Below are 18131 nucleotides of genomic sequence, written 5' to 3'. Positions count from 1 at the left end.
CCGCCGCGGTACAACCGCCGTCGTGAATTAGCATAAGGGTTACGTCATGCGCACCGAGCAACCAAAGACGATACATCTCAAGGACTATCAGGCCCCTGAGTACCTCATTGACGAGACGCATCTCACGTTCGAGCTGTTCGATGACCATACGCTCGTTCATGCCGAGTTGCATATGCGGCGTAACCCTGACCGAGGCGCCGGTCTGCCACCCCTTGTTTTGCAGGGGGAAGAGCTTGAGCTGTTGAGCCTATCGGTCAATGCCGAGCCCCAGACGCCTAATGAGTATCAGGTCGAGTCCGATTACCTGACGATCCAGCCCTGTGGCAACAACTTCACTCTCAGCACCACTGTACGCATCCATCCGGAAACCAATACGGCGCTGGAAGGCCTGTATACCTCTGGCAAGATGTTCTGTACGCAGTGCGAGGCCGAGGGTTTCCGCAAGATCACCTACTACCTCGACCGCCCGGATGTGATGAGCGTATTTACCACAACCATCAAGGCGGACAAGGTCAAGTATCCGATCCTGCTTTCCAATGGCAATCCGATTGCCAACGGTGAGGAAGAGGGCGGACGTCACTGGGCGACCTGGGAAGATCCCTTCAAGAAGCCGTCCTACCTGTTCGCGCTGGTAGCCGGTGACCTCTGGTGTATTGAGGATACATACACCACAGGAAGCGGACGCGACGTAGCCCTGCGGATCTATGTGGAGCCGGAAAACATCGGCAAGCTGCAGCATGCCATGGACAGCCTCAAGCGCTCCATGCGCTGGGATGAGGAAGTCTATGGCCGTGAATACGATCTGGATATTTTCATGATCGTTGCGGTGAACGACTTCAACATGGGCGCCATGGAAAACAAAGGGCTGAACATTTTCAATTCCAGCGCTGTTCTGGCGAGCCCGGACACTGCCACAGACGCCGCGCATCAGCGGGTCGAGGCTATCGTTGCCCATGAATACTTCCATAACTGGTCGGGTAACCGTGTCACTTGCCGTGACTGGTTCCAGCTGTCCCTGAAGGAAGGCTTCACCGTATTCCGTGATGCCGGATTCTCCTCCGACATGAACTCGGAAACAGTCAAGCGTATCGAGGACGTGGCTTTTCTGCGGACCAATCAGTTCGCAGAGGACGCCGGTCCGATGGCACACCCGGTGCGCCCGGATTCCTTTATCGAGATCTCCAACTTCTACACCCTGACTGTCTATGAAAAGGGTGCTGAGGTGGTGCGCATGCTGCACACCCTGTTAGGTGCAGATGGTTTCCGCAAGGGGACCGATCTGTACTTCGAGCGCCATGATGGCCAGGCGGTCACTGTCGAGGATTTCGTCAAGGCCTTGGAGGATGCTAACGGCGTCGACTTCACTCAGTTCAAACGCTGGTACAGCCAGTCCGGTACACCGCGTCTGGAGGTGGCTGAAGCCTTTGATGAACAGGCCAAGACCTATACGCTGACCTTCCGCCAGAGCTGCCCGCCAACCCCTGGCCAGCCCACCAAGGAGCCCTTCGTAATTCCGGTCAAGTTAGGGCTGTTGGGAGGGCAAGGGCAAGAACTGCCGCTACGCCTTGCTGGTGAGACGGAAGACGCTGTAACAGATCGCGTGATTGCCGTAACCGAGGCTGAGCAGTCCTTTACGTTCGAAGGTATTACGGAAAAACCGCTGCCCTCATTGCTGCGCGGATTTTCCGCACCGGTCAAGCTTAGCTTCCCCTATACGCGTGAGCAGCTGATGTTCCTCATGCAGCACGATTCCGACGGGTTCAATCGTTGGGATGCTGGTCAGCAACTGGCTGTACAGGTCTTGCAGGAGCTGATCGTTCAACAGCAGAAGGGTGAGGTGATGGTACTCGATCAACGTCTTGTCGAGGCGCTGCGCACGGTACTGGAGGACGAGCGCCTGGATCAGGCTATGGTGGCAGAAATGCTGGCGCTTCCAACGGAGGCGTATCTGGTCGAGCTGTCTGAGGTCGCCGATATCGATGCTATCCATGCTGCCCGTGACTTCGCTCGTGATGAGTTGGTTAAGGCGTTGTATGAGCCGCTGTGGAAGCGCTATCAGGCGAACCGCGAAACCTCACGCAATACGCCGTATGTTGCCCAGGCGGATCATATTGCCCGCCGCAGTTTGCAGAACATCGCACTAGGCTATCTCATGATGAGCCGCAAGCCGGAAGTGGTTGCAGCGGCTCAGGAGCAGTTCGACAACTGTGACAACATGACGGAACGCCTGGCGGCGCTGTCAGCCTTGGTAAACTCCGACTTCGAGGCGGAGAAGACCGAGGTGCTGGAGCGCTTTGCCGAGTGCTACAAGAATGATCCGCTGGTTATGGACTCCTGGTTCAGTGTGCAGGCGGCCAGTTACCGTCCGGGTGGTTTAGACCGCGTCAAGGCATTGATGGGGCATCCTGCCTTTACCTTGAAGAACCCCAACAAGGTTCGTGCACTTATCGGCGCCTTCGCCAACCAGAACCTGATCAATTTCCATCAAAAAGACGGCAGCGGTTATCGCTTCCTGGCTGATCAGATCATTACGCTCAATGCCTTGAATCCGCAGATTGCATCCCGCCTGCTAACGCCGTTGACCCGCTGGCGCAAGTACGATGAAACCCGCCAGCAACTCATGCGTGGGGAACTGGAGCGGATCATGGCAAGCGGTCAGCTCTCGAGCGATGTGTATGAGGTGGTAAGCAAGAGCCTGGCATAACGTAAATGCTTGGGTAGCAGGCCTGAAGGATGGGCCTGCTACTTCCGGCTGATGCCTATAAGTGATGAGCAGGCGGACGCTTGCCGTGACAGTTCGGGCGAGTTCGCTACCGCTTGCACGCTTCTGCCATAAGTGATGTTTATTCTTTCCTGGCATTCTGGTCGCGCGGACTTTCCCTGGTGTCGCTCCATAACGCCTGGGTATCGACATGAGATACCTTTGCGCCAATCGGCGTACAGCTGACCCGTCAGCGGGGCTGATTGCAATCTGTTCGAAACCGCAAAAACCTGTAGGACATACGTGTAAGAAACGCTTCCTAAAGGAATCGTGCTTCAGTCACTGCTCCCGGATGTGCGCCCAGCGGATAGCCAGACGGTTGAAAAAATAAAATGATCACGAGTGGCGCTCGGTTCGTGTGAGCGCCACTGGACGGTGATGCCCGGCAGCATGGCTTAGTCAATAAAGCGAGGCGTCGGCCCCTGGATTCTTAACGTACTCAATCCGTTGCCCTGTTTGCATACCTGCACCTGGACAGGAATACGCTCATGCATTTCCTGGACATGGGAAATGACAGCAACCTTGCGGCCTTGAGCTTGAAGTCCGTCTAATGCGTCCATGGCAAGCTGTAGCGAATCAGGGTCAAGGCTGCCAAAGCCCTCATCAATAAACAGCGACTCGATCTTCAGGTTAGTCGACGCCATGGAGGCGAGACCCAGGGCCAGTGCCAGTGAAACGAGAAATGTTTCTCCACCGGACAGAGAATGTACCGAGCGCAGCTCATCGCCCATTTCGGTATCCTTAACCAAGAGCCCTAGCGCACTGCCGCCTCGCTTGAGCCGATAGCGGCGGACCAGCTGCTGGAGTTGAGCATTGGCATGATGGATCAGCAGATCCAGATTGTAGCCTTGAGCAATCTTGCGGAAGGTATGACCATCGGCAGAGCCGATCAGCTCGTCCAGCCTGGCCCAGCGAAGATACTCCGCGCGGGCGCTCTCGATCGCGTTCAGCAACTCAGCGCTTTGTGTGCGCCGACGGTTGTCTTCAGCGATTTCAGCCCGTAGTTCGGCATGACGTTCCTGAGAGGCCTGGTTGAGTTGGCTCAGCTCTGTCCAGCGCTGCTCCAGCGTCTCCGGCTCAGGAAGGTCGGCCCGCTCGGTCCGGTGGGCTGCCAGACGTTTTTCACGCTCTTGAACGACCACATCAGCCTCATTGACAGCCCGTTCCAGGGCCTGCAACTGCTGGCGCAAGGCAGTGTGCTCACGGTCATCGATACCCAGCAGTCGAGTCAGCAGTGTCTCGTCAAGCGTACTGTGCTGGGCCCGCCAGGCGTCAAGCTCGACGAGAAGTAGACGATGTGCGGAGTCCAGCTTTTGCGCTTCGCCTCGCTTGAGCTCAACAGTATGGCGTAATTGCTCATGGTTCAGATTGACCTCATTCCAGGCTTCCCTGGCTTGACTCTCTGCTTGGCGTGCCTGTTCAACGGATTGGTTCAATGCCTGTTGCCAGGCATGGGGGCTGGCATGTTCACCCAATGTTGTCTGAAGGCGCAGCTGACCACTCGTCAATTGTTCTTCCAGTGTTGCCAGCAGACTGGAAAGCTTTTCATGCTGCTGAAGTCTGGTCTGCTGTTGATAACGCTCACGCTCGAGGTCGGACGTGCAGGTCGTCAATGTCTTTTCCAGCTCCTGTTTCCGTAGCAGGTGATGGTGTCGAGCTTCTATGAGCGCTTCCAAGCGCGTAAACGTAGGCTGGGGCTGCTGTTGCCAATGTTCCAGCCAGGGTGCAGGCAGTAGTGCAGTGAGTTCAGCCAGCTCCTGAGCGTGTCGAAGCTCATCCTGCTGGATGGCTTTCAGGTGTTCTTCCAACTCCCATGCGGCCTGCTGGCTACGCTCGCGGGCGGTTTGCCAACGCTCCTGTAAGCCATCGATTTTTTGCTGGTGATTCAATAGGAACTGCAGGCGCGTTTCTTCGGTCTGGATGCGCTTGCTGAGAGCTGTCAATTGTTCGTTCAGCCAGAAAGAGCGATGCTCCTCAGGTTGGGCGAGAAGTGTCTTGCCTTCCGGGTGGCCTCGCAGCTGCTCATGTATTCCCAACTGCTGTGCGGTCAGCTGTTCTTCTTGCTGCTTGAGATCCTTGAGCCGTTCATTCAGACCGGCAACAGCGCTTCGTAGACCAATCAGGCGTTCGTACAGCTGTTGCACATGTAGTCGAGCCTGCTCTTCTTCCCGAGCTTCATGGGAGGCCATGGCCTCTGCCAGAGCACTCTCCTGATGAAAGGGATGCTCCTGGCTGCCGCACACAGGGCAGGGCTCGCCTTCTACGAGTTGGGCACGCAGCTTTTCCACGCTTACGCTACGCATCAGCCGTTGCCGCTCAAGTACGGCAAGGGTGACCTTGAGGTCGCGCTCGGCTTCGGCGTGCTCTGCAGCGGCGCGCTTACCCTCGGCTATGGTGTGGGCCCGCTCCTGCAAGAGCGCTGTCTGCTTTTCCTGATTACTGAGCCAATAGCCTTCGAGCTCTTCTCCTTGTTGCCAGAGATAGATGAGTCGTTCCAATGAGCTGAGCAGGGGGCGGCTGGCCTGTTGCTGTTGCGTCAGCGCCTGGATTTGCTCGCTCAGGTTGCCTTCCGCGCCGGATTCCTGCTGGAGCGTCTGGATGGCTGTCTGATAAGTATCGGCCTCTTCCTGGGCTTTTTTTACAGCAGCCTGTAGCTGGGGAATGCGCAGGCGGGACCCCGCCAAGCGCTCGCCGAGCTGCAGGTTCTGCTGAAGGCGAGGGCGGTAGGCTGACCAGGCATCACATAATGCTGACAGTGCCTCGCTTGCCTGAAGCTGTGTGGCTATCTGCTCCAGTGCCTGACATTGCTCCACCTCGGTAGCCGCCAAGGCATTGATCCTTGCCAGGGATTCGCGTTGAAACGAGTCTTCTTGACGCCACGCCTCGCGGGTTTGCTGGACATCGATCTTGAGGCGGCTGAGGTCGTTCTCTTCCTGAAAAGCCTGTTGCAGTGAGTCGGCACTTTGATGCAGGGCTTCTTCCGCAGTTTGGCGACAGGTTTGAGCGTGCTGCTGGCGTTCTGTCAGCTCGTCCAGGCGTTGTTCAAGCGCTTGTTTCTGCTGTTCAAGCTGTATGAGGTGGGCCGTCAGCTGGTCCATGTCATGCTCAAGCTGCGCCTTCTGCTGATAGCGATGACGCTGTGGTAGCAACTGATCAAGCCAATGAAGCGTCTGGCGCGCCTCTGTATGCTCATCGTGTTGCTGCCGCACTGTTGTACGCGCTGTCTGGGCCTGAGCAAGTTCCTGCTCCAATCGCTTCAAATCCCTTAACCAGCGCCGCTGCTGTTCCACCTCACCAAGCTCGACCTGAATGCGGACCAACGCTTCCAGCGTGCTCTGGCATTGGGTTTCGAGTGCTGTGCGGCCAGCGTCGTCTAGGGGGCGGATACCACCTGCTTGCTGTTCCAGTTGATCAAGGGACTGCCGAGCCTGTTTCGCCCGTTCGAAGGCGCGTCGGCCAAGCTGGCTATAGATCGCAGTATCGGTCAGTTTTTCCAAGAGTTCGCTGCGGCCGTTGTCGTCCGCTTTCAGAAAGGCGCTGAACTCGCTTTGCGCCAGTAGCACTGCGCGGGTGAACTGTTCAAAGGTAAGGCCCAGGCGCTGCTCAAGCTGGGTTTTGAATTCGGCTTTCTTGTCGGCTGCCAACAGCTGCTGCGTGTCCAGGTTCCGCAGGCTCTGGCGACTGGGCTGAAGTTTTCCATCCGCTCTGTCTCGAGCGCGATTGGCTTCCCAGCGTGCACGGTAGCGATAACCGTCGATACCCAGGAAGTCCACTTCAGCATAGCCTGCACCGCTACCGCGGCGAAGAAGGGTACGTGGATCGCCTGTAGCAATTTCGTTATCGCCGTCTGGCACCTTGGCTTCCTTGCGCACATTGCTAAGGCGTGGCACTTCACCAAACAGCCCTAGCGAAAGGGCATCCAGCAGTGTGCTCTTGCCTGAACCGGTTGGGCCGGTAATGGCAAACAGGCCGGTGCTGGCAAGAGGTTCAGCGGTGAAGTCCAGCTCATGCGGGCCGGCAAGAGAGGCGAGGTTTTTCAGGCGAACGGCCAGAATCTTCATGCCTGTTCTCCCAGTTCGATGTCTTCAAGCAACTGGGCAAAATCGTCCAGTGTGGACGATTCTGGCATTTGCCCATAGGTATCCTGCCAGGCACGGCTGAAAAGCTCTTGTGGCGTCAGTTGCTCCAGCGCCACCAGCTCCGGCGACTCGCTGGAAGTACTGACGGCTCCCGCGTATTGCACGCTGATCCGAACGAGGCGTAACGATTTTCTTTCAAGAGCAGACTCCAGCCGCTGCCGTAGATCGGGTTGGGGTGCGTCGAGTATGACTCTGACTTCGAGCCAGGGAGCCAAGTGGCTTTCGGGTGTATTGAAGAGGTCGATTTCGGATTGGCTTTTGAGATGCTCAAGGATATCTGCCAGTGGTGCAGGGCCCAGGCGCACCATGTCCACGGCTCGCGGGATCCGAATGCTCTCGACAGTCTTGAGCGCTTCCCCTTCGAACTGAACATCAAGAATCTGGTGAGGATAGTCCACTTCCGCGAACGAGAGGGGAAGGGGAGATCCGCTGTACCGGATACGCTCCTGCTTGGCTACCTTTTGCGGCTTATGCAAATGACCCAATGCCACGTAGGCAATGCTTGGTGGAAACAGAGAGGCAGGTTGAGCTTCGGCATTACCAACAATAATATTGCGCTCTGAATCCTCCGATACCTGGCCTCCCGCCAAGTGTGCGTGGCTCATGGCAATAAGGGCCTGGCCTGGTGTGCGAAGTGTTTCAGCGTGGGCAATCAGCTCTGCGTGTACCTTGGCGATACCCTCCATATAGGTACCATCACTTCCCCCCGTTACTTCTGCCGGTCGTAAAAAAGGCAGGGCTAGGCACCAGGCTCTGATCGCGCCGTTTGCATCGGTAAGCGGAACCATTAGCCGCCTGGCATCCAGCGAGCCGTCATCCAGCCAGAGCACTCGCCCTAACGCATGGGTCCGCAGGCTGCGCATGAGCGGAGCGGGGAGTTCGATCCGGGCTCCAGAGTCATGGTTGCCTGCAATCATTACCACCGTTAGGGTAGGAAGCGCCAGGTGTGCCTGTACGATAAAGTCATAGAGGCGCTCCTGCGCCTTGACCGGCGGGTTGATCGTGTCGAAGACGTCGCCAGCGATGAGCAGGGCGTCGGGGCGGCGTGCCTTGAGTTGTGCCAACAGCCAATCGAGAAAACAGGCGTGTTCGAAGTCGCGATCCTGACCATGAAGGGTCTGGCCAAGATGCCAGTCGGAAGTATGAAGAATACGCATGGTGTTCCTGTTCAGGCGTGTGGTCGAGGCGTTGCGCCCGGACCATCAGCGCGGGTATAGCGGTGGCAGTGAGCCAGGCTCCTGTTGTACGGGCTGCGTAGAGGGTGGTAAAGCCTGGAGCGCCTGCCACAGTGTCTCGCCTTGCCAATGATGCTGTCCGCTTTCGCTGTAAAGCGCGCCGTTAAGGTCATCCAGAGCTACAGAAAGCGGATCGAAGCGGGCTGCCATTTCTGCCAGGGTTTCTGGCTGTTGTCGAGCCCAGGCATCGAGCGCCTGACGCGTGGCATGCGGATCGTTAGCCTGGCAGGCGCGTCGCAAATCATCGAGCAGCGTGCGTGGGCTCGGGCCGGCAGGAGCCATTTTAATAATGGCGGGCAGTTGGCGGGCTCGCCACCATAGCCCGAAACCCAACAGTGTGGTCAGAAGCAGAATAAAACTGGCCAGCTGCCATGGCCAGAGAGGTAGTCGCTTCCCGTTCACACTGGTAGAGGCCTGCCCTGGGGACGGTGGCATTAGGGCCGGGTCGGCAGCGACGGTAAGGGTATGGGCAGGTAGCTGTGTATGCTCAAGTTGGTCGGTCCGAGTATTCCACCAGACAACTTCCAGAGCAGGTAGAGTGATGTCGCCGCTCCGGTTGGGTACGAGCGCCTCCCGCTCCTCGCGAATGCCGACCAGGCTTTGATCCTGCACTTCGTTGGTCAGCTTGGCCTGGTCTGGATAGCGGCGAAGCCCGTCTACAATCGGCTGCGGCAGAGGCGGCAGCTGTGCACTGGACAGGCCTTCTGCCTTGAGAAGAAAGTGGCGTGTCAATACGGCGCCCTGGCGCGCTTCTTCCGGCTGGGGATTCCACGCTTCGCTCAGCTCGATATGACGTGCCGGTAGCCAGGGTGCGTCAGCAGGATAATCGGCAGGCTTGGCTTTGACCTGGATGGGAATCTCGCTGGTATCCACGCGTATTACCCGACCCGGCCTTGAGCTGAACGGAGACGACTGCTGACCACTGGTTGAGGTATCAACCGCCGTGGCACTGAACGACAGGCTGGGAATGCGTAATGGACCGCTTTGCTGCGGAAAAATGGCATAGCGGATCTCGATAACACCATGTCTCACGCCGCCAATGGTCTGCTCATACGTCCTGGGCTCTCCCAAAGGCTCGACGCGCGCTGATGGCATGCTCAGCGTACTGAGGTTACTGTCATCGTAAAGCGGTACGGAGTGGAGGATGCGTAGCGTCAGGACCAGCTGCGCCTGCACATAAACGGTTTCCTGATCCACCGTAGCATCGATAAAGACCGGCTCAAGGTTCTGGGCACTGGGGGTGAGCGTCGATGTTTCGTTGACATGCAGCGTAATCGGCTGGCTTCGCACCCCACTGAGGGTCAGCGGAGGAATCACCACGATTCCGCGCTGCCGCGGTTGAAGCGTTACGATCCAGCGGGTGATAGGCTCGCTTTGATCGGGACCCGTACTCAACTGGTTGATCTGGCGTGTGCCGAGAATATCGAACTGGGGCTCCAGAGGAGACAGATCCGGTTTGCCGAAAAGCGTCGGATCGCTTGATTCGAGGACAAGCTCGAAGGTCTCGCCAGGTACGAGTTGGGTATGGTCCACGCGAGCCGTAAAGTCTGCCCCCCAGCCAGGCAGACTGACCAGCAGAAGCAGGATGAGCGCAATACGGACTAGGCTCATGGTGTTCTATTTTCCTGTTTTTGTTGCTGCTGATACCAGAACTTGCGGCGTAACAGCTCTGCGGGATCGTCTGGTATTTCTCTTAGCCATTGTTCCAGTGACTGCCTGCGTTCCTCGCTCAGTACGTTCGAGTGAGGCTGGGACAGAAGGTCGTCGTTCTCTTCCTCGGTCTCGACGGCCTCGCTATCGCTGGCTTCGCCTGGGGTTTGGCCAACGGGCTGCCCTGATTCGTCATGGTTCGACGCAGCCCTTGGCTCATCAGTGGCGTCACTGTTTTGCGGTGAGGGTTGGGCTTGGGTGTCGGACTGACCTTGCTGTTCGCTACTTTCTGCTTCATTAGGCGTGGCGTCCTGAGCGGTTGCCTGTTCCTGTTGCTGTTTGAGCAAGGCTTCTACCAGGGCTCTGTTATGGAGGGCCTCGGGAAAATTGCTTTGCAGCCTGAGTGCTTGGTCATAAGCGTCCAGCGCGCCAGTCAATTGACCGGCTTTGGCCAGGGCGTTAGCGCGGTTGTAGTGATCTACCGCACTGTTGCCCTGGGCAAAGGTTTTGGCAGCCTCTTCATATTGACCTGCTTCGTATTGGGCGACACCACGCCATTCACGATTCTCGAACCGTCGAGCGGCTTCGTCAGGACGTTGCGCTTCAAGCAAACGGGCGCCTTGCTGATCCTTGCGCAACCAGAGATCTTCGAACGCAAACGCGTGGGCGGGAGGTGGCATGACAAACAGCAAAAGCGGTATACACAAGAGCCAGCCTTTTCGCCCTGCGCATGCAGCCAGAATCAGCACGGGGATAAGCAGCCAGTAGCCTTGGTCGACCCAGGCATCCAGGCGTACCTGTTCCTGTCGCTCGGCTACGGTGTCCGGTGTGTCGAGCAGACCCAACGCGCGGAGGTCACGCTCATCAGGCTGTTGGCGCTGATACTGCGCACCCACCGATTGAGCGAAGCGGAGCAAGGTAGCCTCATCCAGGCGTGATAGCAGGATATTACCTTGATTGTCGGTCAGATAGCCGCCTTCTTCTCGCGCCATCGGCGCACCTTCAAGTGTCCCCATACCCAGCATAAGCAAGGGAACCCTATAGCTGGATAGCGCTTCACGTATGCCTTTCTGTTCCTGGTTGCTGAGCTGGCTGGTTATTAGTAGGACTCTTCCTCCTGTACCGCTGCCTTGCCGGAGTAGCTGCAGTGCCTGGCGTACCGCTAAATCCGCACGCTCGCCGGCTTCTGGCATGATCGCCGGACGCACGGCTTCCAGCAGGCTTTGTGCCGTATGCAGATCATTGGTTAGCGGGACCAGGATATGACTGCTGCCGGCATAGACGACAATGGCAGTTTCAGCATCCCGACGTGCCGCCAACAGGTCCAGAATAGTGTGCTGGGCCTGAATGAGGCGAGAAGGGGAAACGTCCGAAGCCAGCATGTCCGGCGTCATGTCGAGCACGATAACCAGCGGATCGGTACGTATATAAGCCGGCTGCTCTGCGCGCTGCCAGCTGGGGCCGCTCAATGCCAGGATTGCCAGCGCAGCGCCAAGACCAAACAGTAACAACGGCAGGCGTTGGGTATCTCTGGATGTCGTGGTCAGCAGCCATTCGTGAAATGCCGTTGGCAAAAGCCGTTGCCAATGTCCTACGCGACGCGGACGATGCCACAGCTTCCAGAGGAGCCAGAGCAGCACGGGGAATGCTAGAAGCCAGAGAGGACGCGACAGGTGTGGAATCAGCGACATCATGTCTGCCTCCTCCCGCGCGCCTGTGCGTAGGCACGCAGCCGGGGAATACGCCGCCAGGGTTTCGGCCAGATATGCAAGGCAGCGGCGATCAGGCTGGTCAGAAGGGCAAGACTCAGTGGCCAGTAAAAGAGCGCTTTGGCTGGACGTACACGGGTGGGCTGTTGTGCAATCGGCTCGAAGCTGTTGAGTTCATTCGAGATGGCGGACAGCTCTTCCTGCGAACGGGCACGGAAATAGCGGCCTCCGGTTTCCTTGGCAATGGCTTTGAGTGTGTCCTCATCCAGATCCAGGCTGCTGAAACCGAATAGGCTCGAGAGACTGGCCTGTTGTGGGTCGGCACCAATCCCGATGGCATAGATCCGTACATGCTCTTCGGCGGCCAGGCGAGCAGCGATCAATGGATCGACGCGGCCACCGTTATTGGCGCCATCCGTAATCAAGACCATGACTCGACTATTTTCCGGACGCATCCTCAAATGCTTTACCGCCAGGCCAATGGCGTCACCGATAGCGGTGTTCTTGCCTGCAATACCTACCAGGGCCTCATCGAGCAGGGCATGGACCGTCCGGCGATCAAAGGTGAGCGGCGCCTGCACATAAGCTTGCGAACCAAAGAGGATAAGACCGATGCGATCACCCGTGCGGCCTTCGATAAAATCGCCGATCAGATGCTTTACCAGGGTGAGGCGGCTGATGTCTTCTCCCTTCCAGGTCATGTCGGGATAATCCATGGAGCCAGACACGTCAACGGCCAGCAAGATGTCTCTGCCACTGGTAGGAAGCGGAAGGGGTGAACCCACCCATTGGGGACGAGCTGTTGCTGCCAGAAGCAGCACCCAGATCAATACAAACGGCAACTGCCGCTTCAGGGCAGGCAGACGTGTATGGGCGCGGTGTCCTGCAAGGTGCTCAAGTTCTTTCAGAAAACTGACCTTGAGTGCTGACTCCTGGCTTTGCGCAGGCGGCAATATCAGCCTGGCCACCCAGGGCAAGGGTGCCAGGAAAAATATCCACGGCCAGGCAAATTCAAACATGTTTGCGAATCCATATGTTGACCGCGGCGTAAAGGCCATCGATGGTCTTGTCGTCCAACCGGCAGTCCGGGCGATAAGCGCCTTCTACCAAGACCATCCAGCGTGTCAGGCCAGCTGCCGTACACCGGGTGTCGAGAAAGGCCAGCCAGGCGCGCCCGCTCAATGTCTGGCAGTGGCTGTCGGGATAGCGGGTCATGCACAGCCGTTTGAGCAGGGCATTTAGACTTTGCAGCCAGGGCCCGGCGGATTCGCCATAGGGACGGGGCATTTGTGCCAGCTCAAGCAGTGCCGCCCGGCGAGGCCCCTCCAGTTGCTCTTCTTCTGAAACAGGCTGCTCCACAGACGTCTGGCGCCGATGCCGCCATACCATGAATGCTGCAGCAGGTACCGCCACTAACATGACCAGCGCTATCCACCAGCCGGGTGCCAACGGCCAGAACGAAACGGGCTCGGGCCTGACCAGAGGGGCCAATTGATCGAGCGGGTTCATTGTTGGTAGCCAGGCTGATGCTGGTGCAGATGCTTGCGCAGCTGCTCAATCAGGTCGTAGGAAGTAGAAAGCGGAAGCAGCGGGATACCCAGTCGCTGGCTTAGGCGTGTCCAGCGCTCCCGACGCTGCTTTGCCTGCTGCAGGTAGGCGTTCGACAGCGTGCCGTTCAGGGTGTCGATTTCAAGCTCGGTGTCGTGCTGGGCGAAGCGAAGAAATCCGGCTGCTGGCAAACGGTGGTCCAGCGGATCGGAGACCGGTAACAGAACCAGGTCCGTATGGCGAGACGCCAGGGCCAGTTGCTGCTCCGCGGCCTCGCTCAGGCTACGCTCATCGCATAGGATCAATGCCATGCTGCCTGGACGCAGTACTTCACGTGCGCGCCGCAACACCAATGAAAAGGCGTCGCTCGGAAGTTTGGGTTCGGTCTGGTCCATAAGACTGTGATTGGCCTTGATCAGATGATCGAACAACCTCAGCAGGTTTTGCTTGCTGCGCCGTGGACGCACGTCGTGAAAGCCGTCATCACCAAAAACCATGCCGCCAATGCGGTCGCTATGACCCAGTACGGACCAGCCGATTAGGGCAGCTGCCTGTGCCACCAATACCGATTTGAACACGCGCTCCGAGCCAAAGAACAAGCGCTGGCTCTGTTCAATCAGCAGATAGACAGGGCGCTCACGCTCCTCATGAAACAGCTTGGTATGTGGCTCGCGGCTTCTGGCGGTCACACGCCAGTCGATGGTGCGGACGTCGTCGCCTGGTTGATACACCCGTACCTGATCGAAGTCCACGCCGCGACCCCGCAGGCGTGAATGGTGAACGCCAATGAGCGGGCTGCGTCGCCCGGCGGCCGCGAACAGTTTGACCTCTGGAACGCGGTGTCTCATGTCGATCAGCTCGGTCAGGCTGATACTGACGCTGCGCGGCGTGCCCATGGTGCTATGCAACGGCCACGACGTCGAGAATACGTTGCACAACGCGATCATGGTCGACGCCGGCCGCTTCGGCCTCGAAGGAGAGGATTATGCGGTGTCGCAGAACGTCGAACAGTACCGCCTGGATGTCTTCCGGACTGACGAAATCCCGTCCCGCAAGCCAGGCATGTGCGCGAGAGCAACGATCCAGCGCGATGGAGCCCCGCGGACTCGACCCATAGCTGAGCCACTGTGCCAGTTCGGCATCGAAGCGTGCCGGTGTCCGTGTCGCCATTATGAGCTGGACAAGATACTCCTCGACCGCGTCGGCCATATACAGCGAAACAACCTCCCGTCTGGCCGCAAAGATGGCCTCCTGCGTCACCTGATTAGGCGCCTTCGTTTCCCCGTGTAATGCCTCGCCTCGTGCCTGCGCCAGGATCCGTCGTTCAACGCTGGCATCCGGGTAACCAATCTTGACATGCATGAGGAACCGGTCGAGCTGGGCCTCCGGCAGCGGGTAGGTTCCTTCCTGCTCGATAGGATTTTGTGTAGCCATGACCAGGAACAACGGCGGTAAGTCATAGGTGGTGCGGCCAATACTGACCTGGCGCTCCGCCATGGCTTCCAGCAGGGCGGACTGTACCTTGGCCGGTGCTCGGTTGATCTCGTCTGCCAACACGAGATGGTGAAAGATAGGGCCGCGCTGGAATTCGAAGTTACCGCTGTCGGCTCGATAGATCTCAGTACCGGTAATGTCGGCCGGTAATAGGTCCGGAGTGAACTGGATACGATGAAACTCGGCTTCCAGTCCGTCGGCGAGATCTTTGATTGCCTTGGTTTTCGCAAGTCCGGGAGCGCCTTCTACAAGAAGATGCCCGTCGGCGAGCAGTGCGATCAACAAACGCTCGATAAGCTTTTCCTGGCCCAGGATCTGGCTGGACAGGTAATTGCGTAGCGAGATCAGCGCTTCACGGTGTTCCATTAATACTTCCTGGAAAAATGGCAAGGATGAAAGCCTCGGCAGGGCGTTACTTTAATCCATTCCCATGCACTACACCTAACCTCTAGCGGCGTTTGGCTAGTACACGGAAGATCAATGGTCTTGCAAAGGCTGCAGGCGGTATTTTGACGAAATTTTGATTCCTGATCCGGCATTCTTACGCTTTTTGAACGGGCTGCGTATCAATGACGCTGAATAGGCGCGCCGGAAAGCTGGCTGCTATTGCAGGTATTGCGCTGATTGCAGCGGCCTGCGTTCCACTTTGGAAACACTTCTTCCCTGTCCAGGCCGCTAATGGCTGGGAGTACTCAATCTATCGCCAGGATATTCCTAACGTCAGTGCGCTGATCAGGGATGAGGCAGGCACTCTGTATGTAACGGAAGAGTTCCAGGATGGAAAGGGAAGAGTCATGACGCTTTCTCCCGATGGAACGTTAAATCCTTATGTCGAAGGTCTTTCCAAGCCTGATGGCCTGACCTTCTTTCAAGGGGGGTGGTGTATAGCCAGGAGGCCGACCGACATCCCGTCATCTGGCAAAAGGGCGATCAAAGACGCGAGCTGTTTATGGGTAATGATGTCGAGGAAGTCTCAACCGACGGACACTATCTCTACGGCATCGAAGATCTGCATGGCAACGGGCGACTGCTGCGCTATGACCCAAGCACCCAGGCGGTGACCATTCTGCGGCAGGGCCTCGATCAGGCAGAAGCCGTCGCACCTTGCCCAGACGGTTCGCTGTTCTATCTCGAAAAGCAGAAGGGTGAAATCCACCAATGGCAAGCCGATGGCCAGGACCCTATAGTGCTCACCGGTTTGAATGCGCCTGGCTTCATGGTGTGCACCACGGAGGGTGTTTGGATTACGGAAGACGCCACGCACATGGCCCGGCTGCTGCTGCTCGATCGACAGGGCAAAGAGCATGTAATCCTGAGTCATCTTCGCTCTGCCCAGACCCTTCTGCCATCACCTGACGGCAGTTTTCTGCTATCCGAGCAGGGACGCAACCGCATCCTGAAACTCCAACGCACCAAAGAAGGCGCTTAAACAATGCAACAACCGGACGCCAAACGACCCGCTAATCCAGGGCGCAGGCCTATACAGCCAACCATTGCCAGTCATCTGGCCTTTACGCTGGGGAGTGCGCTGGCCTTGCTGGTCATGTTCGCCCTGCTGCGGCTGGCCTTGCTGGCTTATAATCATGAATCCATTGGCGATACGCCTGCCGGCGAGTTCATCGAGGCGTTTATCAACGGTGCCCGCTTCGACCTGCGCCTGATTGCATACATCTGTGTGCCGCTACTGCTTTCACTGCTCAGCGTGCGTGCCATGGCGGCTCGCCGCCTGCACTGCGTCTGGCTTACGGTCGCTGCAAGCCTTTGCCTGTTCCTGGGTGTGGTGGAGCTGAACTTCTACCGGGAATTTCATCAGCGCCTGAATGGCTTGGTGTTCCAGTACATGCAGGAAGATCTCAAGACCGTATTCAGTATGATCTGGTACGGCTTTCCTGTTGTTCGCCTTCTGCTGGCCTGGCTGGTAGCAGCGTTATTGCTGGGATGGATGTTTCATCGTGTCGAGCGGGCGACGCGGCCGAAGGTTGTCGCTTCGGACAGCACGGGAGCCCGCCCGGTCGCTTCACCTGCCTGGTATGCGCGGGGCGCGGTATTCGTGGTCTGTCTGCTGGTGGCGGTCGTTGCCGTACGTGGCACGCTGCGCCATGGCCCACCGCTGCGCTGGGGGGATGCCTATACAACGGAGTCGATGTTTGCCAATCATCTGGGGCTCAATGGCACTCTGACGCTTATCAATGCGGCAGAGCACTCCTTCTCTGACCATCGGGACAACACCTGGAAGGCGACCCTGCCCGAGGATGAGGCGCTGAAGACCGTACGCAGCATGTTGCTCACACCTCGTGATCAGCTGGTGGATGCCGATACCGCTGCCATTCGTCGCGTCTATACACCGGCGCCCGAAACCAGGCTGCCGGGTGTACGCAATGTCGTCGTCATTCTGATGGAGAGCATGGCGGGCCGATACATTGGTGCGCTGGGCAGTACGGATAACATCACGCCCAATTTCGATGCGCTAAGCAAGGACGGCCTGCTGTTTACCCGTTTCTTTTCCAACGGCACTCATACTCACCAGGGGATGTTTGCCACCATGGCCTGCTTCCCGAACCTGCCGGCTTTCGAATACCTCATGCGGATGCCGGAGGGTAGTAACAAGTTTTCTGGACTGCCACAGATGCTCAGCCCGCGCGGCTACAACGATGTCTATGTCTACAACGGAAGTTTCGCCTGGGACAATCAGTCTGGTTTCTTTAGCAACCAGGGTATGACCTCTTTCGTAGGGCGTGACGACTTTGTCAATCCGGTCTTTATCGATCCAACCTGGGGTGTTTCTGACCAGGACATGTTTGCCCGCTCGGCTGAGGAGCTCAGTAAGCTCGAAAAGCAGGGCAAGCCGTTTTATGCCCTGCTGCAAACTCTTTCCAATCACACCCCTTACGCGTTACCCAAAGACCTGCCGGTTGAACGTGTAACCGGACACGGTTCGCTGGATGAGCATCTGACAGCGATGCGCTACGCGGACTGGTCGCTGGGCCAGTTCTTTGCCGAGGCGCGCAAGCAGCCCTATTTCAAGGACACCCTGTTTGTCATCGTGGGCGACCACGGTTTCGGTGCGCCGGAACAGTTGACGGAAATGGATCTTTTCCGCTTCAACGTACCGCTGCTGCTGATTGGGCCTGGTGTACAGGAAACTTTTGGCAGCCGCCGCGATACGATTGGTAGCCAGATCGACATAGTGCCTACCATCCTCGGCCGCTTGGGCGAGCCGGCCCGCCATCAATGCTGGGGGCGGGATTTGCTGGACCTGCCAGCAGGCGATCCTGGCGTTGCGGTTATCAAGCCGTCAGGAGGCGAGCAGACCGTGGCCATCGTGTCGGGTGACGATATTCTGGTGAAGCCCAAGGATCTTGACGCACGCCTGTATCGATACGAGTTGGGCGCTATCCGTCGTGCGGAAGTGGTCAATGATGCAGACAAGGCCTCTGCCATGCAGCACAAGCTGGATGCTTTCCTGCAAACCGCAACCGACAGCCTTTTGAATAACACGACCGGTGTGGCGCCGGCGACCCAGATTCCCTCCTCGAAGTAATCGTTCTGGCGCAGCGGCAAACGCTGCGCCATTCCTTTCCCAAACCCCATCTGC

The 18131-nt window shown here is 57.8% G+C and carries 11 protein-coding genes; 3 read left to right on the top strand and 8 right to left on the bottom strand.

What is annotated here, in order from left to right:
- The first annotated feature begins 46 nt into the window (after positions 1-46).
- Positions 47-2704, top strand: a complete 2658-nt coding sequence (pepN, locus tag JQR86_RS11190; protein ID WP_407363184.1) for an aminopeptidase N — start codon at positions 47-49, stop codon at positions 2702-2704.
- 452 nt (positions 2705-3156) lie between these two features.
- On the opposite strand, the gene JQR86_RS11185 is transcribed toward pepN, so the two are convergent.
- The 8 genes from JQR86_RS11185 to JQR86_RS11150 are packed head-to-tail and all read right to left on the bottom strand — an operon-like array spanning position 3157 to position 14902.
- On the bottom strand, positions 3157-6822 hold the full coding sequence (locus JQR86_RS11185; protein WP_434153588.1) for an AAA family ATPase: 3666 nt from the start codon (positions 6820-6822) through the stop codon (positions 3157-3159).
- Entirely contained in the window at positions 6819-8057 is a 1239-nt protein-coding gene (locus tag JQR86_RS11180; protein WP_434153587.1) for an exonuclease SbcCD subunit D C-terminal domain-containing protein, read from the bottom strand. The genes JQR86_RS11185 and JQR86_RS11180 overlap by 4 nt, the downstream gene beginning before the upstream one ends.
- Before the next feature lie 45 nt (positions 8058-8102).
- On the bottom strand, positions 8103-9746 hold the full coding sequence (locus tag JQR86_RS11175) for a BatD family protein (protein WP_434153586.1): 1644 nt from the start codon (positions 9744-9746) through the stop codon (positions 8103-8105).
- On the bottom strand, positions 9743-11476 hold the full coding sequence (locus tag JQR86_RS11170; protein WP_434154895.1) for a VWA domain-containing protein: 1734 nt from the start codon (positions 11474-11476) through the stop codon (positions 9743-9745). The genes JQR86_RS11175 and JQR86_RS11170 overlap by 4 nt, the downstream gene beginning before the upstream one ends.
- Positions 11476-12513 (bottom strand): vWA domain-containing protein, encoded by a 1038-nt coding sequence (locus tag JQR86_RS11165; RefSeq protein ID WP_010797967.1) that lies wholly within the window; start codon positions 12511-12513, stop codon positions 11476-11478. Before JQR86_RS11165 ends, JQR86_RS11170 begins: the two co-directional genes overlap by 1 nt.
- Positions 12506-13003, bottom strand: coding sequence for a DUF4381 domain-containing protein (locus JQR86_RS11160; RefSeq protein WP_407363188.1), 498 nt, complete (start codon positions 13001-13003; stop codon positions 12506-12508). The genes JQR86_RS11165 and JQR86_RS11160 overlap by 8 nt, the downstream gene beginning before the upstream one ends.
- A complete protein-coding gene (locus JQR86_RS11155) occupies positions 13000-13938 on the bottom strand; it encodes a DUF58 domain-containing protein (protein WP_010797969.1) in 939 nt (312 codons plus the stop codon). Before JQR86_RS11155 ends, JQR86_RS11160 begins: the two co-directional genes overlap by 4 nt.
- 4 nt (positions 13939-13942) lie before the next feature.
- Complete coding sequence (locus tag JQR86_RS11150) at positions 13943-14902, bottom strand: AAA family ATPase (protein WP_010797970.1); 960 nt, start codon at positions 14900-14902, stop codon at positions 13943-13945.
- 583 nt (positions 14903-15485) lie between these two features.
- Between JQR86_RS11150 and JQR86_RS11145 the strand changes: the two genes are divergently transcribed.
- Together JQR86_RS11145 and JQR86_RS11140 are read left to right on the top strand one after the other, a co-directional pair.
- Positions 15486-15965 (top strand): hypothetical protein, encoded by a 480-nt coding sequence (locus JQR86_RS11145; protein ID WP_434153585.1) that lies wholly within the window; start codon positions 15486-15488, stop codon positions 15963-15965.
- Positions 15966-15968: 3 nt separating this feature from the next.
- Complete coding sequence (locus JQR86_RS11140) at positions 15969-18077, top strand: LTA synthase family protein (protein ID WP_407363190.1); 2109 nt, start codon at positions 15969-15971, stop codon at positions 18075-18077.
- Positions 18078-18131 lie beyond the last annotated feature (54 nt).

The sequence above is a fragment of the Pseudomonas sp. JZ134 genome (genome assembly GCF_051027695.1).
Taxonomy (GTDB): Bacteria; Pseudomonadota; Gammaproteobacteria; order Pseudomonadales; family Pseudomonadaceae; genus Chryseomonas; species Chryseomonas luteola.
This window is presented reverse-complemented; position numbering and strand designations above follow the sequence as displayed.

Bases quoted from the DNA above. Each gene is read 5' to 3' on its own strand.
- JQR86_RS11175 (WP_434153586.1), bottom strand. From the start codon at position 9,746: ATGAGCCTAGTCCGTATTGCGCTCATCCTGCTTCTGCTGGTCAGTCTG.
- JQR86_RS11155 (WP_010797969.1), bottom strand. From the start codon at position 13,938: ATGGGCACGCCGCGCAGCGTCAGTATCAGCCTGACCGAGCTGATCGAC.
- JQR86_RS11170 (WP_434154895.1), bottom strand. From the start codon at position 11,476: ATGTCGCTGATTCCACACCTGTCGCGTCCTCTCTGGCTTCTAGCATTC.
- JQR86_RS11150 (WP_010797970.1), bottom strand. From the start codon at position 14,902: ATGGAACACCGTGAAGCGCTGATCTCGCTACGCAATTACCTGTCCAGC.
- JQR86_RS11160 (WP_407363188.1), bottom strand. From the start codon at position 13,003: ATGAACCCGCTCGATCAATTGGCCCCTCTGGTCAGGCCCGAGCCCGTT.
- JQR86_RS11180 (WP_434153587.1), bottom strand. From the start codon at position 8,057: ATGCGTATTCTTCATACTTCCGACTGGCATCTTGGCCAGACCCTTCAT.
- JQR86_RS11145 (WP_434153585.1), top strand. From the start codon at position 15,486: ATGGGTAATGATGTCGAGGAAGTCTCAACCGACGGACACTATCTCTAC.
- pepN (WP_407363184.1), top strand. From the start codon at position 47: ATGCGCACCGAGCAACCAAAGACGATACATCTCAAGGACTATCAGGCC.
- JQR86_RS11165 (WP_010797967.1), bottom strand. From the start codon at position 12,513: ATGTTTGAATTTGCCTGGCCGTGGATATTTTTCCTGGCACCCTTGCCC.
- JQR86_RS11185 (WP_434153588.1), bottom strand. From the start codon at position 6,822: ATGAAGATTCTGGCCGTTCGCCTGAAAAACCTCGCCTCTCTTGCCGGC.
- JQR86_RS11140 (WP_407363190.1), top strand. From the start codon at position 15,969: ATGCAACAACCGGACGCCAAACGACCCGCTAATCCAGGGCGCAGGCCT.